The sequence below is a fragment of the Reyranella sp. genome (assembly GCF_050185545.1).
Classification (GTDB): domain Bacteria; phylum Pseudomonadota; class Alphaproteobacteria; order Reyranellales; family Reyranellaceae; genus Reyranella.
Genome location: NZ_JBFWZI010000047.1, coordinates 12,995 through 37,416, shown reverse-complemented (window position 1 = coordinate 37,416; position 24,422 = coordinate 12,995). Strand labels below are relative to the sequence as shown.

Here is a 24,422-nt window from a genome sequence, read left to right as displayed (position 1 = left end):
CTCGAGAATCATGAGCGGGCGAGACGCCCGCGGTCCAGAAGAGAATGAGCGCCATCGGAGTGGCGCGCTCCCAGCGCATGACCGCCGGGGCTGGAGCCTGCGGGCGACTTATCCACATCACCGGTAACGGTTCCGTAGCCTCGCGTCGCTAAACGAACGGTGCTCGTTCCTGGCCGGCAGCCCCACGCCTCGCCGCGGAACGGGTCGGTTCCCCCGGCACGGACGATACCCGTCGCCGATTTACTCACCCCTCCTTCGTCGTCGAAGGAGGGGTTTCCTTTTGCGCGATGCGCCACAGCCAGAGCAGCAGCAGCAGACCCGGGACGGCGAGCAGGGTGGTGGCGAGCCAGAAGGCCGGCCAGCCGATGGTGGCGGCGAGCCAGCCGCCGCCGGCCGACAGGGTGGTGCGGCCGAAGGCCATCAGCGAGGTCAGCAGCGCATACTGCGTGCCCGCCATGCCCGAGGTGCACAGGCTCGAGAGATAGGCGACGAAGGCGATCGAGCCCAGCGAGCCGGTGAAGTTGTCGGCGCTGATGGCGAGCGTCAGCACGACGATGTCGTGACCGGCCGCGGCCTGCCACGTGAACAAGAGGTTGGTCACCGCCTGCAGGATGCCGCCGATCAGCAATGCCCTGAACAGCCCGTAGCGGGCGACGACGATGCCCCCGATCAGCCCACCCAGGATCGTCGCCGCCACGCCAAAACTCTTGGTGACGCCGAAGATCTCCGGCCCGGTGAAGCCGACCGCCACATAGAACGGGCGGGCCATGCTGCCGCCCAGCGCGTCGCCGTACTTGTAGAGCAGGGCGAACAGCAGGATGACGACCCAGCCGCGATAGGCGAGGAACTCGGCGAACGGCCGCACCACGGCCTGGTTGATCCATGCGCCAGTCGAGGCGATCGGCGGCCGGTCCGCCTGCGGCTCGGTGGCGAAGAAGGTGGTGAAGATGCCGACGATGATCAGGCAGGCGATGGCGCTCAGCACCAGCGGCCACGGCAGGATGGTCGGCAGCAGGAGCGCCATCGCATCGACGATCCACAGCGCGATGCGGTAGCCCAGCTGGGTGGTGGCGGAGCCGGCGCCCTGCTCGTCGTCGTTCAGGATCTCGATGCGATAGGCGTCGACGGCGATGTCCTGGGTGGCCGAGAAGAAGGCGATGGCGAACGCGGCCGCTGCGGTGAACCACGGCGTCCGCACCGGATCGCTCCAGGCCAGCGCCAGCGTGGAGACGAGCACGCCCGCCTGCGCGAGCAGCATCCAGCTGCGCCGTCGGCCGAGCCAGCCGTCCAGCCCTGGCAGCGGCAGCTGGTCGACCAGCGGCGCCCAGACGAACTTGAAGGCGTAGGGCGTGCCGACCAGCACGAAGATGCCGATCGTCGTCAGGTCGACGCCGACCGTGGTCATCCAAAAGCTCAGCACGGCGCTGGTGAGCAGGAACGGCATGCCGCTCGAGTAGCCCATCAGCAGGATGATGAGCTGGCGGCGGTCACGGTAGACCTCGGCCGCCTTGACCCAGCGGTCCCAGGTCGACTGCGCGCTCTGGGCGAGGCTCAAATCAGCTCGCGCAACGCCTGCTCGGGACGCGCGCCGACATGGGAGATGACTTCCGCCGCGGCGACGCCACCCAGCCGCGCGCACTCGGCAAGCGGCTTGCCGTGGGTGAAGCCGAACAGGAAGCCCGCGGCGTAGAGATCGCCGGCGCCGGTCGTGTCGACGATCCGCGTCGCAGGGCTCGCCGGCACCGCCCAGGTCTCGCTTCCCTTGACCACGACGGAGCCTTTTTCGCTGCGCGTCAGCACGGCGATCCTGGCCTCGCGCCGCACCGCCTCCATCGCCTCGTCGAACGACTCGACCTCGTAGAGCGCCTTGATCTCGGCTTCGTTGCCGAACAGGATATCGATCTTGTTGCGCACCAGATCGCGGAACTCGTCGCGATAGCGGTGCACGCAGAACGAATCGGACAACGTGATCGACACCAGCCGATCCTGGGCGTGGGCCGCCTCGAACGCCTTCAGCACCGCCTGCTTTGCAGCCGGCGCGTCCCACAGATAGCCTTCGACATAGGTCACCGCCGACGCGCCGACCAGCGCGGCGTCGATGTCGGACGGGCCGAGGCCGGTGCAGGCGCCGAGGTAGGTGTTCATGGTTCGCTGCGCATCGGGCGTGATCAGGATCAGGCAGCGCGCCGTCGACGGGCCGTCCTTGGCCTTCGGCGTGTCGAAGGCGACGCCGATCGACTTCAGGTCGTGGCCGAACACGGTGCCCAGCTGATCGTCGCGTACCTTGCCGATATAGGCGCCCTTGCCGCCGAACGAGGCGATGCCGGCCATGGTGTTGCCGCACGAGCCGCCCGACACCTCGATCGCTGGGCCCATGGCGTCATAGAGCGATTCGGCGCGCTCCTCGTCGATCAGCATCATGCTGCCCTTGACCAGGCCATGCTGGCCGAGGAACGCCTCGTCGGTGCGCGAGAGGACGTCGACGATGGCGTTGCCGATGCCGAGCACGTGATAAGCCGATTTCATGGCTCTCCTAGAGCACATTCCGATGAGCCGGAACAGCCGGGCGGAACGTGCCGGTTGCGACAACTATCCCCAGCGTCCGCATTCCTGACCTGGTGCAGCCGCGAGCGGTTCCGTCGACGCGAAAATCGCACCGGTCATCTTACAGTGTCATCAGATGCATGCCCGGCCGGGTTTCCTCCAGCAAGGTCACGATGCCCGCCACCGTGAAGGGCACGTCGGCGCGCAGGCTCGCACGGTCGATGGCGAGCGAGCGCAAGCCCATTTCGCACACGATGAAGCGCGCGCCGAGGTCGACGCAGGCCTGCAGCAACGTTTCGAAGTCGCCTACGCCCCGCGAACGGTTGTCGGCGTCGCGCGCCCAGTCGTCGAGCTGCGGCGGTGGTCCCGAGAGGGCGCGGATGCCGGCCATGGTGAAGAACAGGACGGCCGGCTTGTTCACCGCCAGGGCGGCGGCGGCGAGCGCCAGGCCGTAGTGCACGCTTTCGTAATCGCCGGCGCGCACGATCACCGAGATGCCGCCTTCGCCCCTCATGCCGCGGCTCGTCATGCGGCCCTGCCTAGGCGCGCCCCGCAGGTCGGGCAATCGGGACGCTTGGTGATCGCCACTTCGTCGAAGCTGCCGGCCAGCGCGTCGTAGAGAACCAGCCGGCCCGACAGCGATTGGCCGATCCCCAGCAGCTCCTTCACCACCTCGGTGGCCTGCATGGCGCCCAGGGTGCCGGCCAGTGCGCCCAGCACGCCGGCCTGCGCGCAGCTCGGCACGGCGTCCTCCGACGGCGCTTCGGGAAAGATGCAGCGCAGGCAGGGATGGCCGGCGCCCTGCCACGCCTTGTAGGTCGAGATCTGCCCGTCGAAGCGCAGGATGGCGGCGGAAACCAGCGTCTTGCGCAGCCGATGGCAGACATCGTTCAGGAGATAGCGGGTGGTGAAATTGTCGCTGCCGTCGGCCACGACGTCGTAGCCCGCGACGATGCGCTCGGCGTTGCCCGTCTCGAGGCGCTCGTCATGGGCGATCACCGAGATCTCGGGGTTGATGTCGAGCAGGGCACGGCGCGCGCTCTCGACCTTGGCGAGGCCGACATCGGCGGTGCGATGGATGACCTGGCGCTGCAGGTTGGACAGGTCGACACGATCGTGGTCGATGACGCCCAGCGTGCCGATGCCGGCAGCGGCGAGATATTGCAGCAGGGGCGCGCCCAGCCCGCCCGCCCCGATCACCAGGACGCGCGCGGCGATCAGCCGCGCCTGGCCAATGCCGCCGATTTCCGCCAGCACGATGTGACGGGCGTAACGGCGGATCTGCGGCTCGGTGAGGTCGGGCAGCGAGGTCATGGCCCGCTTATAGCATGTCCGCTATAGAGCCAGCCCGCATGACCCAGACCGCCACGCGCCCCACCCTGACGCCTGTTCTCCTGGGGGTGCTGGCGCTGTTGTCGTCCTTCACCCCGTTGTCGATCGACATGTACCTGCCGGCGCTGCCGGTGATCGCCGTCGATCTCCGCGGCACGGCCGGGGATATCCAGCTCACGCTGTCGGCGTTCATGGTCGCCTTCGGCGCCGGCCAGGTCTTCTATGGTCCGGCCGGCGACCGGTTCGGGCGCCGGCCGGTTATCCTGACCGGCCTTGCTATCTATATCGTAACCAGCGTCGGCTGCGCCTTCGCCGCCGAGGCCGGGCATCTCATCCTGCTGCGCTTCCTGCAGGGGCTGGCAGCGTGCGGCGGCGTGGTGCTGGCACGCACCATGGTGCGCGATCTTGCCGAACGCGATCAGGCGGCGCGCGCCATGTCGCTGATGATGGCCTGCACCTCGATCGCGCCGATGCTGGCGCCGCTGATCGGCGGCCAGGTTCTGTGGTTCCTGGGCTGGCGGGCGATCTTCTGGGTGCTGGCGGGCGTCGGCATCGTTGGCCTCGTCGCCGCCTGGCTGCTGCTGCCCGAGACCTTGCGGGCCGAATATCGCCAGCCGCTGGCGCTGTCGTCGGTGCTGCGCCGCTTCGGCGAGCTGTTCCGCCATCGCGCCTTCATGGGCTATGCCTTCACCGGCACCTTCCAGTTCTCCGCGCTGCTGTCGTTCCTGTCCGGCTCGCCGTTCGTGTTCATCGAGCGCTACGGCGTGTCGCCGCAGCAGTTCGGCCTGATCTTCGGCGGCATGGTCGTGTTCATGACCCTGGGCAGCCTGCTCAATGCCCGCTTCGTGCCGAAGCTCGGCGCCGGACGCATCCTGCGCTACGCGGTGATCGTGCCGGCGGTCGCCGGCTCGACCGCCCTGGTGATGGGCATCATCGAGGCGCGTTACGGCAACATCGGCATGTGGCCGTTCATCCTGTGCATCGGGCCGCAGATCGCCACCATCAGCCTGATCGGCCCCAACTCGATGGCGATGGCGCTACAGCGCTATCCGCACATGGCGGGCACGGCGTCGTCGCTGATGGGCGTCATGCAGTTCGGCATCGGCGCCGTGTTCGGCGCCATGGTCGGCCAGCTCTTCGATGGCACCGTCCTGCCCATGGTCGCCGCCATGGGCATCGCCGGCATCCTCTGCCTGCTGTCGCACCGGCTGCTGGTGCGCCGCGGGTAGAGCAGCCCTGCTGCTAGAGATCGATTACCACGAGGTCGCCGCGCTCGTTGCCGACGGCGAGCTTGGAGGCTTTGGGCGACCAGGCGAGGCAGGTGACGGGCGAGCCGTCGGCCAGCTTCACCACCATCGATTGCCGGTTCTTGACGTCGCCGATCTGGATTTCACCCGAGTCGTAGCCGCCTGCGACCAGATGGGACGTATCCAGCGCGGCGACGACGGTCATCAGGCCAGCGCCTTCCGAGCCGAACTGCACCGGCGGCTTGCCCTCCGGTCCCTTGCCGGCGAAGGGCCAGGCGGTGAAGACGGGCTGCGCCGAAGTGCAGAGGAAGCGCGAGTCGGACGCCCATGCGAGCGACTTCACCTTGGCGGGATAGCCCTGCATGCGCATGTCGGTCGCCTGGGCGATGCGCCAGACATGAATGTCGTTCTCCTGGGTGCCGGTGGCGATGAAGCGGCCGTCGCTGCTCCACTTCAGTGCCACGTGGCTGCCGCGCCAGGCGAACAGCCGCGGCGGCTGGGTGGCCTGGCCGATGCTCCAGACGGTGACGCCGCCATAGTGGGCGCAGGCAATGCGGCTGCCGTCCTTGCTGAAGTCGATGCCGGCAACCGTGCTCTGGTGTGGCCCGAGCTCGCGGACGTCGCCGTCCTTGACGACGATGGCGTTGCGCCCGACGGCGGCAGCGACGAGGCCGCTGCGATGGCCGGCGAGGTGCTCGATCCACTTGCCCTTGTAGCTGCCGATCTCGCTCGTGGAGCCGTCCCTGCCGTGGCGAAGCAGGCGACCGTCGTCGCCACCGCTCACGAACCCATCGCCCGACGGATCGGCAATCAGGCTCAGCACAACGCCACCATGGACGGGGGCTGCTGCCTCCGGCAGGTCGGCGCCGAGATCGGCCGGCAACAGGCGCACGCGCCCGTCACCCATGGCAAAGGCCACGACGGTGCCGTCGCGATTGAAAGCGCAGGCGGCGACCGGCGCGTCACCGGCAAGCGAACGCGCCGGCGGCAGGCGCTCGGCCATCGACGGGCGGGAGAGGTCGGGCTTCACGCCGGGGCGAGGCAGTCGTCGAAGCCGCGCTGCAGGTTCGCGCCATCGAGGTTGCGGCCGATGAAGACGAGCTTGCTCGAACGATCCTCGCCTTCTTTCCAGGGTGTGCCCCAATCGCTGTCCATCATCATGTGGACGCCCTGGTAGACGTAGCGCCGCGGCGCACCCTGGATCGCCAGGATGCCCTTGCTGCGGAAGATGTCGGGACCGCGCAACTGCAGGAGCGCGCTCATCCATTTCTGGAACTTGTCCGGGTCGACCGGTCGGTCGGCGGTGAGCGACAGGCTCGCCACCTCTTCCTCGTGATCGTGGTCGTGGCCGTGATGCAGGAAGTCGGGTTCGAACTCGAGGATGCGCTTCAGGTCGAACGCGCCCTTGTCGAGGATGGCCTCCAGCTCGATGCGGCTCTTCTCCGTCTTGTAGACCTTGGCGTAGCGATTGATCGTGCGGATCCTGTCCTCGACCCTGGCGAGCTCATCGGCGCTCACGAGGTCGGCCTTGTTCAGCAGGACCACGTCGGCGAAGGCAACCTGCTCCTCCGCTTCGTGACCCTGCTCGAGCTGACCCAGGAAGTGCTTGGCGTCGACCACCGTCACGATGGCGTCGAGCCGGGTCCGCGCCTTGACCTCGTCGTCGGTGAAGAAGGTCTGCGCCACCGGGCCGGGATCGGCGAGACCGGTGGTCTCGACCAGGATGCCGTCGAACTTGTCCTTGCGCTTCATCAGCCCTTCGATGATGCGGATCAGATCGCCGCGCACGGTGCAGCATATGCAGCCGTTGTTCATCTCGAACACTTCCTCGTCGGCGTTGACCACGAGGTCGTTGTCGATGCCGAGCTCGCCGAACTCGTTGACGATGACGGCGTACTTCTTGCCATGCTGCTCGCTCAGGATGCGGTTGAGCAGCGTTGTCTTGCCGGCGCCGAGATAGCCGGTCAGCACGGTCACGGGGACTTGCGCTTGAGCCATGCGAATTCCTTCGATTTTCGGCCCCTGAGATAGGGTGGGCGAGGCGGTTAGTCCAGTCGGCAGCGTTCATGCTCATCCGGACCGCGGGCGTCTCGCCCGCTCATGATGATTACGATGATGATGAGCGGGCGGGACGCCCGCGGTCCAAGGAAGAGCGGGCGGGACGCCCGCGGTCCAAGGAAGAGCGGGCGGGACGCCCGCGGTCCAAGGAAGAGCGGGCGGGACGCCCGCGGTCCAAGGAAGAGCGGGCGGGACGCCCGCGGTCCGGAAGGGCATGAACGCTATGGCCGTTCGCCGCGGATCAGCTTGGGCAGGTCGCCGACCAGGCCCATGGCGTGGCGCACGAAGAAACGGCGCAGCGGCGGCATCCGGTTGACCGCCGCCAGGCCGACGTCGCGCAGCAGCCTGAGCGGCGGCACGTCGTTGGAGAACAGCCGATTCAGGAGGTCAGTGGCGGCGACCATGGTGAAATTGTCGGCCCGGCGCCAGCGCGCGTAGCGCTCGAGCGAATGGGCGTCGCCGATGTCGAGGCCGAGGCGCTTGCCGTCGATCAGCACCTCCACCAGGGCCGCGATGTCGCGCACGCCGAGATTGTAGCCCTGGCCGGCAATGGGATGGATGCCGTGCGCGGCGTCGCCCACCAGCACCAGCCGCGTGTCGACGTATCGCTCGGCATGGACCAGGCTGAGCGGGTACGACCAGCGCGGGCCGATCGGCTCGACCTGGCCGAGATGGTCGCCGAAGCGCCGCGCGAACTCGGAATTGAAGCGGGCCTGATCGGTGTCGAGGATGCGCCGCGCCAGCGCGGCCTCCTCGGTCCACACGATCGACGATCGATGCTCGCCTGCCGGCCCGTCGCGCATCGGCAGGATGGCGAACGGCCCGCCGGGCAGGAATTTCTCCTGGGCGACGCCGCGATGCGGCCTCTCGTGACGCGCCACGAGCACGATCGCGATCTGGCGGTACGACCACGACCGGGCGCCGATGCCGGCTTCCTCGCGCAGCGCGCCGAACCGCCCTTCGGCCGAGGCCACCAGCCGCGTCGTCAGGCGCCGGCCGCTTCGCAGCGTCAGCTCGGCGCCGTCGGCGTCGCGCCGGGTTTCCACCACCTCGTCGGGCGCGATCAGCTCGACCTGCCGACAGGCGGCCAGCCGGCGCAACAGGGCGGCGCGCAGGAACCGGTTCTCCACGATCCAGCCCATCGGCGGCGGCTCGCTGCCGTCGTCGGCGGTCGCTTCGCGATGGTCGAAATGCAGGAACAGCGGGCTCGGCCGGCCGTCATGCCCGGCGTCGGAAATGCGGATGTCGAGGATCGGCTCAGCCTGCCCGGCGAGCTCGGGCCACACGCCGAGTGCCGAGAACAGGCGCTGGCTGGTATAGGCGATGGCGGTGGTCCGGCCATCGAATGCGGGGTCGACGAGGGCGTCGAGCGGCAGCCGGTCGACCAGCGCCGTGCCGAGCCCCGCCTCGCCGGCGGCAAGCGCCAGCAGGCTGCCGTTCGGGCCGGCGCCCACGACGACGAGATCGGTCGGCTTGCCCCTCATGGTCCATAGATGGCAGCCGGGCGGGTCGGCTGCAACAGGCGCTCATTCTCCTCCCCAGCGAAGACGTTGGGGAGATGCGTCTTACGGCGACGGAGGGGTCATGGAATCATGACTCATGACCCCTCCGCCCCGTATGACGGGGCACCTCCCCAGCGAAGACGCTGGGGAGGACAATGAGGAGCTCAGAACGACTTGCTGACGGTGAAGATGGCGCGCGCCTCGCAGTTGTAGGTGTTGAGGCAGCCCTGGATGTCGATGTTGGTATCGACATAGGCGATGCTGAGGTCGAAGCCGTAGACGTTAACGGCCAGGCCGATCTGCCAGTCCCAATAGTTGTCGTAGGGAATGCCGTAGAAGGCGTAGCGCTCGACATACTGGTTGCCGATGGTGCCGAACAGCTTGAACGAGACGTTCTCGTTGATGTTGATGAACGAGAGCGGGACGGCGACCTGGCCCCACTTGTACCAGGCGTTGCCGGAATTGGCGAAGAAGTTGGGGCTGTAGCGCAGCGCGGCGCTCACCTGGGCGACGCCGAAATCGTAGGCGGCGACCAGGCCGAACTCGTTGAAGTCGTAGTACAGGCTGGCCGGCGCGCTGAGGTAGTTGTAGCGGATGTAGCCCAGGTCGAAGGTGAGCTTCTCGTCGAGTGCCTTGAGCTTGAAGCCGGCGAGCAGGTCGATCTCGGCGGTGGTACCGGTGCCGGGGAAGTTCACGTTGCTGCCCCAGGCGCCGACATAGGCGCTGAGCGCGGCATCCTGGCCGAGCAACAGGGACGGCGTCTCGTAGCCGACTGCTGCCTGGACGGCGACCTGACGCTGGGTCTGCGAGATGCCGCGGTAGGAATAGTCGGTCGCAAAAGCGAAGCTCGCTGTGAAGGTGCCGCCAAACGGACCTTTCCAGGTCTCCTTCTCGACAGGGGGGGCCGTCGGTGTCGACGGGGTTGCCGGTGGAGTCTGGGCACTTCCTGCACCGGCTGCGCTGATTATAAACAGGGCAATACCAAATTTTGCAATTTTTTTGAGCAACACGACCACCCCCAACTCAACTTCGTTACTTCTTGCCCCAATTCTGCAAGTCCAATGCCAAGGTATCGACACAATCCGTGACCCGATCTGGCACGCGCCTTGCTGCTGCCTCGCCCGAGTATTTGGGGGCGGGCGTTCCGCCTGTTGGAGGGCAGCTGAATGAAAATGGTCATGGCGATCTTCAAGCCATTCAAGCTCGACGATGTCCGCGATTCGCTCACCGCCCTGGGCATCCAGGGTCTGACGGTCAGCGAAGTTAAGGGCTTCGGGCGGCAGAAGGGGCAGACCGAGATCTATCGCGGCGCCGAGTACGCGGTGAGCTTCCTGCCCAAGGTCAAGATCGAGGTCGTGCTCGACGATGCCATGGTCGAGCGGGCGGTCGAAACCATCCGCAAGGCGGCCGGCACCGGCAAGATCGGCGACGGCAAGATCTTCGTCATGCCCATCGAGCACGCGATCCGTATCCGCACCGGCGAGTCCGGCATCGAAGCGCTGTGATCGCGAACAGCCATCCAATCATTCGATGACCATCACGAACAGTCGATGACCGAACAAGAATCAGAGGGACATACGATGAAGCGCAAGTTCTACGCGTTGCTTGCCGGCGTCGGGGCGGCCGGTTCGCTGCTTCTGCCGGCACTCGCCCTGGCGGCCGACGAGAAGCCCAAGCTCGATACCGGCGATACCGCCTGGATGCTGACGTCGACGGCGCTGGTGCTGATGATGACCATCCCCGGCTTGGCGTTGTTCTACGGCGGCATGGTGCGCCGCAAGAACGTGCTTGCCACGGCAATGCAGAGCTTCGCCGTCACCTGCCTGATCACCGTGCTGTGGCTGATCATCGGCTACAGCCTCGCCTTCACTTCCGGCAGCACGATCATCGGCGGTCTCGGCCGCATTTTCATGCGCGGACTCACGCTCGACGGCGTGCACGATCTCGCCAAGACCATTCCCGAGACCGTGTACATGTGCTTTCAGCTGACCTTCGCCATCATCACGCCGGCGCTGATCGCCGGGGCGTTCGCCGAGCGCATGAAGTTCTCGGCCATGATGTGGTTCATGGCCCTGTGGTCGCTGATCGTCTATGCGCCGATCGCCCACTGGGTGTGGGGCGGCGGCTTCCTGGGCGATTGGGGCGTGCTCGACTACGCCGGCGGTACCGTGGTCCATATCAATGCCGGCGTGGCCGGTCTGGTTTGCGCCCTCGTCATCGGCAAGCGCAAGGGCTTCGGTACCGAGAACATGGCGCCGCACAACCTCGTCTACTCGGTGATCGGCGCCTCACTGCTGTGGGTCGGCTGGTTCGGCTTCAATGCCGGATCGGCGGGCGCCGCCAGCGGCAACGCCGGCATGGCGATGGCGGTGACGCAGTTCGCGACGGCGGCCGCCGCACTCGCCTGGATGTTCGCGGAATGGGTGACGCGCGGCAAGCCGTCGGTCCTCGGCATCATCTCGGGCGCGGTCGCCGGTCTGGTGGCGATCACCCCGGCGTCCGGCTTCGTCAACCCGATGGGTGCCCTGGTGATCGGCATCGTTGCCGGTCTGATCTGCTTCTGGGGCGCCACCGGCCTCAAGCATGCCATGGGCTACGACGACTCCCTGGATGCGTTCGGCGTTCATGGCGTCGGTGGCTTCACGGGCGCCATCCTGACAGGCGTGTTCGCTATCGAGGTGATCGGCGGTGAAGGCAAGAAGGGCCTGATCGACGGCAACCCCGGCCAGGTCCTCACTCAGCTGTGGGGCTCGCTGGTGTGCATCGCGTGGTGCGCCATCGCGACCTTCATCATCCTCAAGATCGTCGACGCCCTGATCGGCCTGCGCGTCACCGCCGAGGAGGAGGTCGAAGGACTCGACATCAATCTCCACGGCGAGACCGTCCACCAGTAGACGCCTGCTCACGTCCCGGGAACCCGGCCTCCTCCCTGGTTCCCTCATCGCCGCCGCTCCCGTGTCGCGGCGGTCACTCCAGGCCCGGCGCGTCGTCGCCGGGCCACTTTTTTGCCCGAGTTTGACGCCAGCCATCGCAGGCGCCAGTCTAGTGCTCGACAGCCGGAGAGCAGGAGGGAAGTGCATGAAGCTCGTGTCCGCCATCATCAAGCCGTTCAAGCTCGACGAGGTGCGGGACGCCCTGACTGGCGTTGGCGTGTCCGGCCTGACGGTGAGCGAAGTGAAGGGATTCGGCCGGCAGAAGGGGCAGACGGAGATCTATCGCGGCGCCGAGTACCTGGTGAGCTTCCTGCCCAAGGTGAAGGTCGAGATCGTCGTCGACGACACCCAGGTCGAACGCGCGGTCGAGGCGATCCAGAAGGCGGCGCACACCGGCAAGATCGGTGACGGCAAGATATTCGTCACGCCGGTCGAGCAGGCGCTGCGCATCCGCACCGGCGAAACGGGATCCAACGCGCTTTAGCGCCAACCCTGCGAATCGAGCCCCATTGGCCGCGTGAGGAGCGGGCGAAGCGGCTGACACGACAAGACACGATACTGCAGACAACAAGACAAGACGACACGGGAGAGACAATGCAGAGGATGGTCATGCGTATCGGCGCGCCGCTGGCGTGCGCGATGACGATACCGTGCGCCGCGTCCGCGGCCGACAAGCCCACCATCGATACCGGAGACACCGCCTGGCTGCTGGTCGCCACGGCGCTGGTGCTGATGATGAACATCCCGGGGCTGGCGCTGTTCTACGCCGGCATGGTGCGCAAGAAGAACGTGCTTGCGACCGCCGTGCAGGCCTTCGCCGTCGCCGCGCTGGTGACCGTACTCTGGTTCGTCGTCGGTTACACGCTGGCCTTCACCGATGGCGCGGCGCTGAACGGTGCGATCGGATCCCTGTCGCGGGCTTTCGGGGCCGGCCTGCAGGGAAGTGTCCATGCCCTGGCCAAGACGGTGCCGGAGAATGTCTTCCTGATGTACCAGGCGACGTTCGCCGTCATCACTCCGGCGATCATCGCCGGCGCCTTCGCCGAGCGCATGAAGTTCTCCGCCATGATGTGGTTCATGGCGCTGTGGCTGCTGGTCGTCTACGTGCCGGTCGCGCACTGGGTGTGGGGCGGCGGCTTCCTCGGCACAGCCGGTGTGCTCGACTTTGCCGGCGGGCTTGTCGTCCACCTCAACGCCGGCGTGGCGGGCCTGGTCTGCTGCCTCGTGATCGGCCGTCGGCAGGGCTACGGCACCGAGTACATGGCGCCGCATAATCTCGTCCTCACCATGATCGGCACCTCGCTGCTGTGGGTCGGCTGGTTCGGCTTCAATGCCGGATCGGCGCTGTCGTCCGGCGAACTGGCCGGTAGTGCCATGTTGAACACCCATATCTCGGCGGCGGTGGCGGCGCTGGTGTGGATGGCGGTCGAATGGGCGAGCCGCGGCAAGCCCTCGGTTCTGGGCATCCTGACGGGTGCGGTCGCGGGGCTCGGCACCATCACCCCGGCTGCCGGCTATGTCGAGCCGTGGGCGGCACTGGTGATCGGCGTCATCGCCGGCCTGGTCTGCTATTGGGCGTCGGTCGTGCTGAAGAATCGCCTGGGCTACGACGACTCGCTCGACGTCTTCGGCGTGCACGGCGTGGGCGGTATCGTCGGCACGATCCTGGTCGGGGTGTTCGCCACCCGGTTCATCAACGACGTCAACAAGGGACAACCCGTCGGGCTGGTCGACGGCAATGGCGGCCAGATCCTGACCCAGCTCTATGGCGTGGTCGTGGTCGGCGTCTTCTGCGCCATTGGCACCTGGGTGGTGCTCAAGATCGTCGACGCCCTGGTCGGCCTCAGAGTCAGCCGCGACGAGGAGACCGAAGGCCTCGACACCGCCTTGCACGGCGAGCGGGTGCAGTAGGGGTCATGTTCCTCCTCCCCAGCTCCGCTGGGGAGGTGTCGCGTCATACGCGACGGAGGGGTCAAGAATCATGAATCTTGAGCCTCATGAGCCCTCCGTCGGCGAAGACGCCGACACCTCCCCAGCGGAGCTGGGGAGGAGAATGAAAACAGGCCTGAGGAAAGCTGCCTATTCCTTTGTTGTGACTGCCTAATTTGTTCCCTAGAATGGCCACATAATCTCCCCGGCAGGAGGGGGCTCCCTGCTGCTGGGTGCATTGCTTTATCGCGGCCTGAGTGGGCCTATTGGGTGGTCTCGATGCTGAACCCGCGCCTGACGGAAACGTTGACCGATTTTCCGTTCGCGCGGCTCAACACCCTCATTGCGCCGATCGCGCCGCCGGCCAATCTGTCGATGATCAACATGTCTGTCGGCGAGCCGCAGGGGCGGATGCCGGCGTTCGCCCGCCAGATCGTCGCCGACGAGATCGACGGCTGGAACCGCTATCCGCCCAACCAGGGTATTCCCGATCTCAATCAGGCGATCGTCGAATGGCTCAGCCGGCGCTATCGGCTTCCCGACGGCCTGCTCGACCCGGCGCGCCACGTCATGCCGACGGCGGGCAGCAAGGAGGGTGTCTACATAATCGCCACGGTGGCGACGCCGCAGCAGAAGAATGGCGCCAGGCCGGTCATTGCGCTCCCCAACCCGTTCTACCAGGCCTATCTCGGCGGGGCGGTGCTCTCCGGCGCCGAGCCGCTGCTGGTCAACGCCCCCGCCGAGAACGGCTTCCTGCCCGACTTCGACACCATCGACGAGGCGACGTGGCAGCGCCTGTCGGTGGTTTATCTCTGCTCGCCGGCCAACCCGCAGGGTGCGGTCGCCAACCTGGACTATCTGCAGAAGCTGATCGCCAGATGCCGCGAGTACGACTGCGTGCTGGCGGTCGACGAGTGCTACGCCGAGATCTACACGCGCGAGGCGCCGGTCGGAGCGCTCGAGGCGGCGCTGGCGATGGACGACACCGGCGGCCAGGATCCGTTCCGCAACGTCGTGGTGTTCCACTCGCTCAGCAAGCGCTCCAACGCCGCCGGCCTGCGGTCGGGCTTCATGGCCGGCGATCCGCGCCAGGTGGCGATGCTGCTGCGCTGGCGGACCTATGGCGGCCCGCAGATCCCGTTTGCCGTCCAGAAGGCGTCGGCCGCACTGTGGCGCGAGGAAACCCATCCCATCGAGACGCGCGAATGGTATCGGCGGAACTTCCGCATCGCTGAGTCGATGCTGCACAACCGCTTCGGCTACTACACGCCGGCCGGCGGCTTCTTTCTCTGGCTCGATGTCGGCGACGGCGAGGAGGCGACACGCCGCCTGTGGCGCGAGGCCCACGTCAAGGTCCTGCCCGGCGCCTATGTCTGCCGCGAAACCGCCGGCATCAACACCGCCGAACGCTACATCCGCGTGGCGCTCGTGCACGATGAGGAGACCACCCGCGAGGCGGTGGGCCGTCTCGCCGCGGTGCTGTGACATGGCCATGATGGGCGCCACCTCCTCCTTCGTGCGCAAGACGTCGATCCTGCCGGAGGGGTCGCGTGATTTCCTGCACCGTCGCGCCATGGAGCTGATCGGCGTCGGCGTCGCTGCGGGCGGCATGGTCCTGCTGCTGGCCTTGTTCACCTACAGCTCGGCCGATCCGTCGCTCAACCACGCGACCGGCCGTGCGCCGGTCAACATCATGGGCGTGCCGGGCGCCTACGTCTCCGATCTGCTGCTGCAGACGTTCGGCCTCGCCATCATGCTGGTGCCGGTGGCGCTGATCACCTGGGGCGTGCGCATGGTGCGCACCCATCATCTCGGCTTCTTCGGCCTGCGCCTTTCCCTCCTGCTGCTGGCGCTCCTGATGATGAGCGTGGCCTGCGTCGGCCTCGGCGACGTCGGCAGCGCCGCCACCCACGCCGGGCCGGGCGGGCTCGTCGGGCTGGCGCTGGTCGGCCGGTTCCGCGAGCTGGTGCTGACCCATTCGAGCGGTGGCAGCCTCGCCCTCATCGAGCCGATCTGTGCTGCGCTCGCCTTCATTGCCATGGCGCCGGCGCTCGGCATGAATCGCACCGACCTGCCGCTGATCTTCCGCATCCTGCGGGCGCCCCTGCTGTGGAGCGTGTGGCTGGCGCGGGCCGCCATCGGCCTGTGGCGCGGCACACCCAAGCCGCTCGACGAGGAGGCCGACCAGCCCGAGGTCGTGATCGGCTATGCCGAGATTCCGGGCGAGATCGACGCCAGCCAGTACGATCCCGCGCGCTTCGAGGAGATCCCCGAGGAAGGCGCGCCCTTGCCGCCGCGCGATTCCCTGCTGGTCGATGCGCCCAACGCGCCCATCGAACGGCCGACCGACGGCATTCCCGAGTCGCCGGTCCCGCTGCGTCCGCATGCGCCGCCCGAGTCGGTGCGCGATCGCACGCTGTTCGATCGGCTGGCCGGTATGCGCATCGAGCCGATCTTCGCCCGCCGCGATCGCGCCGCCGCCTCGCCGGCGCCGGAGAGCGTACGCGAACCCACGGTCGGGCCGGCCGTCGCCCTGCCGCCGGCGCAGGACGCTCCGCCCTCCGCCGCGCCGCCTGTCGCCGCAGGCGCAGAACAACCCGCCGCCAACAGCGAGGACAACCCCTTCGCGCCGGACGAGCTGCCCGCCGAGCCGACGACGGCATCCGCGGGCGCCGGCGGCGTCAAGATCATCCAGCGCAAGGGCACCCTGGCCCAGGGCAAGCGTGCCGCCAAGGCCGGTCAGCGCGAGCTCGACCTGGCGACCGGCGAGTATCGCCTGCCGCCGCTCGACATCCTGGCGCTGCCATCGCGCGTCAGCGTCGACACCAAGATCGACGAGGAGGCGCTGGAGCAGAACGCCCGCCTGCTCGAGACGGTGCTCGACGATTTCGGGGTCAAGGGCCAGATCGTGAAAGTGCGCCCCGGGCCGGTGGTCACGCTCTACGAGCTCGAGCCGGCACCCGGCACCAAGTCGAGCCGGGTGATCGGCCTGGCCGACGACATCGCCCGCTCGATGAGCGCGGTGTCGGCGCGCGTCGCCACCGTGCCGGGCCGCAACGTCATCGGCATCGAGCTGCCGAACGCGCGCCGCGAGACGGTGTTCCTGCGTGAGCTCCTGTCGACCCGCCACTACGAGGACAATCGGCTCAGCCTGCCGCTGGCGCTCGGCAAGGATATCGGCGGCGACCCGGTGATCGCCGACCTCGCGCGCATGCCGCATCTGCTGATCGGCGGCACCACCGGATCGGGCAAGTCGGTGGCGGTCAACACCATGATCCTGTCGCTGCTCTATCGCCTGCCGCCGGATCGCTGCCGCTTCATCATGATCGATCCCAAGATGCTGGAGCTCAGCGTCTATCAGGACATCCCTCACCTGCTGACCCCGGTCGTCACCGAACCGCGCAAGGCGATCGTCGCGCTGAAGTGGGTGGTGCGCGAGATGGAGGATCGCTACCGCGCCATGAGCGCGCTCGGCGTGCGCAACATCGCCGGCTACAACGAGCGCCTGGGCGAGGCGGCGCGCAAGGGCCAGGCGCTGACCCGCAAGGTGCAGACCGGTATCGATCCCGAGACCCGCCGGCCCACCTTCGAGGACGAGGAGATCGACCTCACGCCCCTGCCCTTCATCGTGGTCATCATCGACGAGATGGCCGACCTGATGCTGGTCGCCGGCAAGGAGATCGAGGCCGCGGTGCAGCGCCTGGCGCAGATGGCGCGCGCCGCCGGCATCCACGTCATCATGGCCACGCAGCGTCCGTCGGTCGACGTCATCACCGGCACCATCAAGGCCAACTTCCCGACCCGCATCTCCTTCCAGGTAACCTCGAAGATCGACAGCCGCACCATCCTGGGCGAACAGGGTGGCGAGCAGCTGCTCGGTCAGGGCGACATGCTCTACATGGCAGGCGGCGGCAAGATCGCCCGCGTGCACGGGCCGTTCGTCAGCGACGGCGAGGTCGAGGAGGCGGTGCGCCATCTGCGTGCCCAGGGTGTGCCTGCCTATGTCGATTCGGTGACCGACGATCCGGACGGCGAGGCGGGCGCTGCCGGCCCGGCGGGCGAGGGCGAGGACGGCGAGAGCGACCAGCTCTACGACCAGGCGATCGCGCTGGTGGCGCGCGAGCGCAAGTGCAGCACCAGCTTCATCCAGCGCTATCTGCAGATCGGCTACAACCGCGCCGCGCGCATCGTCGAGCGCATGGAGCGCGAGGGCGTCGTCAGCCCGGCCAATCATGTCGGCAAGCGCGAGGTCCTGGCGCGCGACATCGACGATCGGGAGCGGTGACGCCTCGGGGGCGGGCATTTGCATGTGGCAGGAGAGACCGTCATCCCGAGCGAAATCCAGCGAAGCGCCTGCCCGAGCACAGTCGAAGGGCAGGTCCTTCGGGCTGCCTGCCGCGCCTGCGACGCCAAGCGCCCTTCTCGGGATGACGAAGAAAAAGGAATAAGAGAATGCTCAGAGTGGAGCGGGGGACACCGATGTCATGGCAACGTCCACCAAGGCGGGCCTTCCTGCGGCTTGCCGCAGGCGGCGTTGGGACGACGGCTCTGTCGGGGTGTGATCTGCCTGACCGTGGCCCGCCGGTGCCACTCGGCAGCACCACCAAGGCTACCGTTCTCGGCCTCAAGAACGAGCGCTTCTTTCTGGCCTCGGGGGCGGGCCCGCTCGAATCGGAGTTCATGGCCGCGATGCTGGCGCAGATGAAGGCTCGGGGCGCGCGATCGGTCGCCGACATGTCCAAGCTGCAGTTTCTCGCCATCTCGGGCGGTGGCGAGAACGGCGCCTTCGGGGCGGGGCTGCTGTGCGGCTGGACCGCGCAGGGCACCCGGCCGGTGTTCGATCTCGTCACTGGCGTCAGCACCGGCGCCCTGTCGGCCCCGTTTGCCTTCCTGGGGCCGGAGTACGATCCGCAGCTGCGAGCCGTCTATACCGAGACCAGCGCCAGCCAGATATTGTCGAAGCGGCGCCTCCTCGCCGCCGTGTTCAGCGACGCGATGGCCGACAACGAGCCGCTCTACCAGACCATCTCGAAATATCTCGACGACCGGATGATCCGCGCCATTGCCGCCGCCTACGACGCCGGACGCCTGCTGTTCATCGGCTCGACCGACCTCGATGCCCAGGTGCCGGTGATCTGGAACGTCGGCGCGATCGCCAAGAGCGGTCATCCCAAGGCGGTTGAAACCATTCGCCGCATCCTGCTCGCCTCGGCGGCGATTCCGGGTGCCTTTCCGCCCACCATGCTCGACGTGACGATGGACGGTAAGACGTATCAGGAGATGCATGTCGACGGTGGCGCCTTCGCCCAGACTTTCCTCTACCCGGCGGCGCTGACGGAGAATCGACTGGAGCGCAAGCGCCGCGGCCAGCCGGTCATCGAGGCAAATGCCTACATCATCCGCAACGGGCGGCTCGACCCGGAATGGGCGACGGTCGAGCGCCGCACCCTCGGCATCGCCGGCCGGGCCATCTCGACCATGATTGCCGCGTCCGGCTACAACGACGTTATCCGCATCTACAACACCACGCTGCGCGACGGGGTCGGCTACAACCTCGCCTACATAGGTCGCGACTTCGACATGGAGCTGACGGAGCCCTTCGAACCACGGTACATGCGCGCCCTGTTCGACTACGGCTACAGGAAGTCCGAGCACGGCTACAATTGGGCGAAGAGGCCCCCGATTATTTGACGGACCGAACGGGCCAGCGGTGCTTGCAGGTCGGGCGAATTGAGCTACCTTCGCCCGCGGAGGCTGTCGCAGGGGGGACATGACCGACACCGCAGAACCGGCACCATTGCCGACGGCGCCAGTTCGCCGGCGTCGCCGGATTCCCCTCGTATGGATCGTCCCGCTGCTCACCGGGCTGATCGGCGCCTGGCTGGCGTGGGACACCTATTCCAAGCGCGGTCCGACCATCACGATCAGCTTCGAGACGGCCGCCGGGCTGACCGCCGGCCAGTCGCAGCTCAAGTACAAGAACGTGGTGATGGGCACGGTGAAGAGCATAGCCATCGCGTCCGACCTGTCGCACGTCGAGGTGACGGTGGAGACGACGCGCGAAGCCGAGCCGTTGCTGCTCGACACGACGATCTTCTGGGTCGTCAAGCCGCAGCTCTTCGCCGGCAACATCACCGGGCTCGATACGCTGCTGTCCGGCTCCTACATTGGCATGCGGCCGCAGCCGACCGCCACGGGCCAGCCGAAGCGCGATTTCGTCGGCGAGGAGGATCCGCCGATCCTGCGGGCATGGGCCAAGGGCACGGTCTTCAAGCTGCAGACCCACAGGCTGGGATCGATCAGCCTCGGCTCGCCAGTATTCTTTCGCGATGTCGAGGTCGGCATGGTGCTCGGCTGGGATCTGGTTACTCTGGCCGAGAACGTCACCATTCACGCCTTCGTGCGTGCACCCTACGACCAGTATGTCCACCTCGACACGACGTTCTGGAACGCCTCGGGGATGAACATCAAGTTCGGCGCCGAGGGCATCTCCGTTCAGGTCGAATCGCTGCGCGCCGTGCTGCTCGGCGGCGTCGCCTTCGACACCCCCTCGGACTCGAAGCAGGCGGCCGCCAAGCCCTATCAAACCTTCCACCTCTACTCGAGCCGCGAAGCAGCGCGCACGGCGGGCTTCGGGCACCAGTTGGAACTCCTGTCCTACTTCCCCGGTTCGGTCGCCGGCCTGTCGGTCGGGGCCGAGGTGACACTGTATGGTCTCAAGGTCGGCGAGGTGACCTCCGTCGGGCTCGTCTATGACCCGGCGAAGGATCGCATCGTCGCTCCGGTGCATTACCGGGTCGAGGCCGACCGGGTCACCGGGATCGCCACCGTGAAGGGCCTCGAGCCGGGCAAGCTCGCCGAGGAGATGATCAAGCGCGGCCTGCGCGCCACCCTGGAGGCGCCGAGCCTGATCAGCGGCTCCAAGATCGTCGCCCTGCAGATGATGCCCGACGCCCCGCCAGCGGAGCTGAAGCGCGACGGCGACATCTTCATCATCCCGGCGATCGAGGCGGGTGGCTTCGACAGCATCACGCGTTCCGCCGCAGAGCTCCTGTCGAAGATCAACCGCATCGACTTCGATGGTATCGGCAAGAGCATCTCGGGCGCCGCGACCGGTCTCGACAACACCATCAACGGCCCGCAGATCAAAACGACGCTGGCGGCACTCGAGAAGGCCATGCTCGATGTCCAGGACATCGCCAGGAAGCTCGACCAGGGCGGCACGCCGGCGATGAAGCGCCTGCCGGAGATCGCCGCGCAGCTCCAGGAATCGCTGGCCGGTGCCAGGCGGCTGTTCGCCTCGCTCAATGCAGGCTATGGCGACGATTCGCGTTTCCGGCGCGATCTCGATCGCCTGCTGCCGCAGCTCAACGACACCGCGCGCTCGATCCGGGCCTTGGCCGACCTCCTGTCGCGCCATCCCGAAGCCCTGATCAAGGGCCGGACCAACACCGGCAAGGAATGATTGCGATGACTCTCGGCCGACGCAAGCTCGCGAGTCTCGCCCTGCCGCTGGTGGCGGCTGCCTGCGGTGCGTCCCCCGAACCGAACTACTACACGATCGTGTCGCGGACCGGCCCGACCCTCCCGGCCGGTCCCAAGATCGTGATGGTCAAGGATATAGGGCTCGCGAGCTACCTCGACCGTCGCGAGATCGTGCGGTCGTCCGAGGGCTTCAAGCTCGACATCATGGCGAACGACTGGTGGGGCGAGTCGCTCGGCGCCATGCTGGCGCGCGTTCTTGTAAGCGAGCTTGGCCAGCGCCTGCCCAACAGCTCGGTCTATGCCGAGAGCGGCGCGATATCGGTCGATCCCAATGTCGTGGTCGGCGTCAACATCCAGCGGCTCGATGCCGACAAGGCGGGGACGCTCATCCTCAATGCCCAGGTCGCCGCGGAGTTCAATCGTCCACGGCGCATGGCGGCACGCAACTTCTCGATTTCCAGGCCGACGCCTGCTCCTGACATCCGGGGCCTGGTGGCGGCGATCAGCGATGCGGTGGGCGAGCTCGCCGACGGCATTGCCGCCCTGCTGCAGCCCTAGCCGCGCCATGGCGGAGGCAAGCGCCACGCCGGTGACTCGGGCCCAGCTGCACGAATGCCCGGGTTGCGGCCTGTTCCAGGTCGTGCCGGCGATGGCGCCGAACCTGCGCTGCAACTGCCAGCGATGCGGCACCGCGCTGCGCTTCACGCGGGCCGACCCGCTGAACCATCATCTGGCATTGACCTTCGCCAGTCTGGCGCTGTTCGCGGTGGTGTGGCTTGCGATGCTGATGAAGGTCTCGACCGCCGGCATCGTGCACGCGACCACGCTGGAGTCGGGTCCGCTCGAGCTGGTCAATCGTGGCCTGTGGCCGCTCGCGATCGCCGTCGCCTTCACCACCGCGATCGCCCCGCTGATCAAGTTTCTCGGCACGATCTACGTGCTCATTGGCCTCAAGATGAGCGTGCTGCCGCCCAACCTGCGCGGCATCTTCCTGATCTCGCGGAAGATCGGCCTGTGGGCGATGCTCGAGGTGCTGCTGCTCGGCGTGTTCGTCGCCTATACCAAGCTCGGCGACCTGGTGACGATCGAGCTCGGCGCCGCCGTCTATGCCCTGGCCGCGCTCACCGTGGTGATCGTCTGGGCAGAGCTCGCCCTCGATCCCCAGGCGGTGTGGGAGGAGATCGAGCGGCGCGGCCAGACCCACGCGCCGATGCCCCCGCGCACCGACTCGCCGTCGCTGCTCCACCTGCGGCCCGGCTCGGTCGGCTGCGAGGGCTGCGGCCTGGTGTCGGTTCCGGCCGATGGCGATGGCCATTGCCCGCGCTGCGGCTCGACGCTGCACGAACGCAAGCCCGGCAGCATCTCGCGCACCTGGGCCCTGGTCATCGCCGCCGCCGTGCTTTATGTGCCCGCCAACGTTTATCCGGTGCTCACCGTGATCCAGCTGGGGGCGGGCCAGCCCAGCACCATCATGGGCGGGGTCGAGGAGCTGCTCGCTGCGCAGATGTACCCGTTGGCGCTGCTCGTCTTCTTCGCCAGCATCCTGGTGCCGATGTTCAAGCTGCTCGCCCTGGTGGTCATGCTGCTGGCCGTCCAGCTCGGGCATCCGGAAGCGGGAGCCGGCATCCTGCTGCGCGAACGCACGGTGCTCTATCACATCGTCGCCTGGGTCGGACGCTGGTCGATGGTCGACATCTTCATGGAATCGCTGCTGGGCGCCCTCGTCCAGTTCGGCAACGCCGTCACCATCGAGCCCGGCATCGGTGCGCTCGCCTTCTGCGCCGTCGTGTTCATCACCATCTTCGCCGCCGAAGCCTTCGATCCCCGCCTGATGTGGGACGCCGCCGGCCGCAATGCCCACCAGCCGCTGCCATCGGGCCGGCCGAGCGGTGTTTCGGCGGAGCCGGCGCGGTGACTCATTTTCCTCCCCCCGTAATCGGGGGGGCACAACCTCACGGCTTCCAGCGCAGGAAGTTGGTGATCAGGCGCAACCCCGTCGCCTGGCTCTTCTCCGGGTGGAACTGGGTGCCGGCGACATTGTCGCGGCCCACCATGGCGGTGATCGGCCCCCCGTAGTCGGTCAGCGCCAGGACAGTCTCCCGTTTGCGCGCCTCGAGCTGGAAGGAGTGGACGAAATAGGCGTGATCTCTGGGCGCGATGCCGGCCAGCAGGGGATGCGGCGCGAGATCCGACAGCTCGTTCCAGCCCATATGCGGGATTTTCAGGACGGTGGTGCCCGATCCGCGCTTGGGGTCTATGCGCACCACGTCGCCGTCGATCCAGTCGAGTCCGGCATGCACGCCGTACTCGACGCCACGCGTGGCCATGAGCTGCATGCCGACGCAGATGCCGAGGAACGGTTTGCCGCGCTCGATGACCTCGCGCTGCAGGGTGTCGACCATCCCGGGGACACCATACAGGCCGGCGCGACAGTCGGCGAAGGCGCCGACGCCGGGCAGCACGATTCGATCGGCGGCGGCGACGTCGTGCGGGTTGGCGGTCACCAGCACGCGGTCGTCCAGCCCGCTCTCGCGGGCGGCGCGTTCGAAGGCTTTGGCGGCAGACCGCAGGTTGCCGGAGCCGTAATCGACGATGGCGACAGTCATGGAAGCCCTGGAGCGCGCGCGGGGAGTGGTTGTTGCAAGAGGCACATCCCGTTCGGCTGCCGGCCAAACAGAATGTGCTTTAGGCGATGTGGTTTCGTCAGAGCACGCCCTTGGTGCTGGGCACCGCCGAGGCCTGCCGCGGATCGATCTCGACCGCGATGCGCAGCGCCCGGGCAAGACCCTTGAAGCAGCTCTCGACGATGTGGTGGTTGTTCTCGCCGTAATGGTTCCAGACATGCAGGGTGAGGCCACCCAGCTGGGCGAAGGCCTGGAACCATTCCTTGAACAGCTCGGTATCCATCGTGCCGAGCTTGGGCTTGCTGAAAGTCACCTTCCAGACGAGGTATGGCCGGTTGGAGGCATCGAGCGCCACCTCGGTCAGTGTCTCGTCCATCGGGATGTGGGCGGCGCCGTAGCGGCGGATGCCGGCGCGGTCGCCCAGCGCCTTGGCCAGGCACTCGCCGAGCACTATGCCGCTGTCCTCGGTCGTATGGTGATAGTCGATATGCAGGTCGCCCTCGGCGCGCAGCGTGATGTCGATCAGGCTGTGGCGGCTCAGCTGCTCGAGCATGTGGTCGAGGAAACCGATGCCGGTCTCGATGTCGTACTTGCCGGTGCCGTCGAGATTTATGGCGGCGGCGATGCGCGTCTCCTTGGTCGCCCGCGCGACGAACGCCCGCCGCCCGCCCTGTCCGGGGGTGACGAGGATCTCGGTCGTGGCCTGGGGAGGCGCCTTTTTCCTGGCCGGGCGGGCCATTCCTGCGTGTCCTTTCGCCTTGGAGCCCT

Annotated in this window: 21 protein-coding genes; 11 read left to right on the top strand and 10 right to left on the bottom strand. The window is 67.3% G+C overall.

Translation table 11 applies throughout. The annotated features are described in order from the left end of the window. Nucleotides 1-244: 244 nt before the first annotated feature. From AB7O82_RS15360 to AB7O82_RS15345, 4 genes are all read right to left on the bottom strand, one after another. Nucleotides 245-1,555: an AmpG family muropeptide MFS transporter gene (locus AB7O82_RS15360; protein ID WP_428538886.1), complete on the bottom strand. Its 1,311-nt coding sequence runs from the start codon at nucleotides 1,553-1,555 to the stop codon at nucleotides 245-247. Continuing rightward, nucleotides 1,552-2,526 carry an adenosine kinase gene (locus tag AB7O82_RS15355; RefSeq protein ID WP_428538888.1) on the bottom strand — a complete coding sequence of 325 codons (975 nt, stop codon included), beginning with the start codon at nucleotides 2,524-2,526 and terminating at the stop codon, nucleotides 1,552-1,554. Before AB7O82_RS15355 ends, AB7O82_RS15360 begins: the two co-directional genes overlap by 4 nt. A 139-nt stretch (nucleotides 2,527-2,665) precedes the next feature. Next, nucleotides 2,666-3,058, bottom strand: coding sequence for a DsrE family protein (locus tag AB7O82_RS15350; protein WP_428538890.1), 393 nt, complete (start codon nucleotides 3,056-3,058; stop codon nucleotides 2,666-2,668). An 11-nt stretch (nucleotides 3,059-3,069) separates the two neighbouring features. After that, nucleotides 3,070-3,858: a HesA/MoeB/ThiF family protein gene (locus tag AB7O82_RS15345; RefSeq protein WP_428538892.1), complete on the bottom strand. Its 789-nt coding sequence runs from the start codon at nucleotides 3,856-3,858 to the stop codon at nucleotides 3,070-3,072. Nucleotides 3,859-3,896: 38 nt separating this feature from the next. On the opposite strand from AB7O82_RS15345, the gene AB7O82_RS15340 reads away from it, so the two are divergent. Continuing rightward, complete coding sequence (locus AB7O82_RS15340) at nucleotides 3,897-5,105, top strand: Bcr/CflA family multidrug efflux MFS transporter (protein WP_428619726.1); 1,209 nt, start codon at nucleotides 3,897-3,899, stop codon at nucleotides 5,103-5,105. Nucleotides 5,106-5,118: 13 nt separating this feature from the next. Here the strand turns inward: AB7O82_RS15340 and AB7O82_RS15335 are convergent, their stop codons facing one another. The 4 genes from AB7O82_RS15335 to AB7O82_RS15320 form a co-directional block, all read right to left on the bottom strand. Continuing rightward, nucleotides 5,119-6,153, bottom strand: coding sequence for a WD40 repeat domain-containing protein (locus AB7O82_RS15335; protein WP_428619725.1), 1,035 nt, complete (start codon nucleotides 6,151-6,153; stop codon nucleotides 5,119-5,121). Further along, a complete protein-coding gene (locus AB7O82_RS15330; RefSeq protein ID WP_428538898.1) occupies nucleotides 6,150-7,121 on the bottom strand; it encodes a CobW family GTP-binding protein in 972 nt (323 codons plus the stop codon). Before AB7O82_RS15330 ends, AB7O82_RS15335 begins: the two co-directional genes overlap by 4 nt. A gap of 281 nt (nucleotides 7,122-7,402) precedes the next feature. Further along, nucleotides 7,403-8,665, bottom strand: a complete 1,263-nt coding sequence (locus AB7O82_RS15325; RefSeq protein WP_428538900.1) for a UbiH/UbiF/VisC/COQ6 family ubiquinone biosynthesis hydroxylase — start codon at nucleotides 8,663-8,665, stop codon at nucleotides 7,403-7,405. A gap of 182 nt (nucleotides 8,666-8,847) precedes the next feature. After that, complete coding sequence (locus AB7O82_RS15320) at nucleotides 8,848-9,693, bottom strand: TorF family putative porin (protein ID WP_428619723.1); 846 nt, start codon at nucleotides 9,691-9,693, stop codon at nucleotides 8,848-8,850. A gap of 156 nt (nucleotides 9,694-9,849) precedes the next feature. Here AB7O82_RS15320 and AB7O82_RS15315 point away from each other — a divergent pair, with 156 nt between their 5' ends. The 10 genes from AB7O82_RS15315 (at nucleotide 9,850) to AB7O82_RS15270 (ending at nucleotide 22,945) form a co-directional block, all read left to right on the top strand. Then, on the top strand, nucleotides 9,850-10,188 hold the full coding sequence (locus AB7O82_RS15315; RefSeq protein WP_428538904.1) for a P-II family nitrogen regulator: 339 nt from the start codon (nucleotides 9,850-9,852) through the stop codon (nucleotides 10,186-10,188). 45 nt (nucleotides 10,189-10,233) lie between these two features. Continuing rightward, the gene (locus AB7O82_RS15310; protein WP_428538906.1) at nucleotides 10,234-11,577 is read left to right on the top strand and encodes an ammonium transporter; all 1,344 of its coding nucleotides are present in this window, start codon (nucleotides 10,234-10,236) and stop codon (nucleotides 11,575-11,577) included. Between the two features lie 184 nt (nucleotides 11,578-11,761). After that, nucleotides 11,762-12,100 carry a P-II family nitrogen regulator gene (locus tag AB7O82_RS15305; RefSeq protein WP_395711168.1) on the top strand — a complete coding sequence of 113 codons (339 nt, stop codon included), beginning with the start codon at nucleotides 11,762-11,764 and terminating at the stop codon, nucleotides 12,098-12,100. Between the two features lie 110 nt (nucleotides 12,101-12,210). Then, nucleotides 12,211-13,527, top strand: a complete 1,317-nt coding sequence (locus tag AB7O82_RS15300; protein ID WP_428538909.1) for an ammonium transporter — start codon at nucleotides 12,211-12,213, stop codon at nucleotides 13,525-13,527. 297 nt (nucleotides 13,528-13,824) lie between these two features. Further along, nucleotides 13,825-15,030, top strand: a complete 1,206-nt coding sequence (locus AB7O82_RS15295; protein WP_428538911.1) for an aminotransferase class I/II-fold pyridoxal phosphate-dependent enzyme — start codon at nucleotides 13,825-13,827, stop codon at nucleotides 15,028-15,030. Nucleotides 15,031-15,037: 7 nt separating this feature from the next. Further along, nucleotides 15,038-17,830 (top strand): DNA translocase FtsK, encoded by a 2,793-nt coding sequence (locus tag AB7O82_RS15290; RefSeq protein WP_428619722.1) that lies wholly within the window; start codon nucleotides 15,038-15,040, stop codon nucleotides 17,828-17,830. Between the two features lie 194 nt (nucleotides 17,831-18,024). Next, on the top strand, nucleotides 18,025-19,236 hold the full coding sequence (locus tag AB7O82_RS15285; RefSeq protein WP_428538915.1) for a patatin-like phospholipase family protein: 1,212 nt from the start codon (nucleotides 18,025-18,027) through the stop codon (nucleotides 19,234-19,236). Nucleotides 19,237-19,315: 79 nt separating this feature from the next. After that, on the top strand, nucleotides 19,316-21,010 hold the full coding sequence (locus tag AB7O82_RS15280) for an intermembrane transport protein PqiB (RefSeq protein ID WP_428538917.1): 1,695 nt from the start codon (nucleotides 19,316-19,318) through the stop codon (nucleotides 21,008-21,010). Between the two features lie 5 nt (nucleotides 21,011-21,015). Continuing rightward, a complete protein-coding gene (locus tag AB7O82_RS15275) occupies nucleotides 21,016-21,588 on the top strand; it encodes a PqiC family protein (protein ID WP_428619721.1) in 573 nt (190 codons plus the stop codon). Nucleotides 21,589-21,595: 7 nt separating this feature from the next. After that, complete coding sequence (locus AB7O82_RS15270; RefSeq protein WP_428538921.1) at nucleotides 21,596-22,945, top strand: paraquat-inducible protein A; 1,350 nt, start codon at nucleotides 21,596-21,598, stop codon at nucleotides 22,943-22,945. A gap of 37 nt (nucleotides 22,946-22,982) precedes the next feature. On the opposite strand, the gene hisH is transcribed toward AB7O82_RS15270, so the two are convergent. Then, nucleotides 22,983-23,636, bottom strand: coding sequence for an imidazole glycerol phosphate synthase subunit HisH (hisH, locus tag AB7O82_RS15265; RefSeq protein ID WP_428538923.1), 654 nt, complete (start codon nucleotides 23,634-23,636; stop codon nucleotides 22,983-22,985). A 97-nt stretch (nucleotides 23,637-23,733) separates the two neighbouring features. After that, complete coding sequence (gene hisB / locus AB7O82_RS15260) at nucleotides 23,734-24,393, bottom strand: imidazoleglycerol-phosphate dehydratase HisB (protein WP_428538925.1); 660 nt, start codon at nucleotides 24,391-24,393, stop codon at nucleotides 23,734-23,736. Nucleotides 24,394-24,422: the final 29 nt, after the last annotated feature.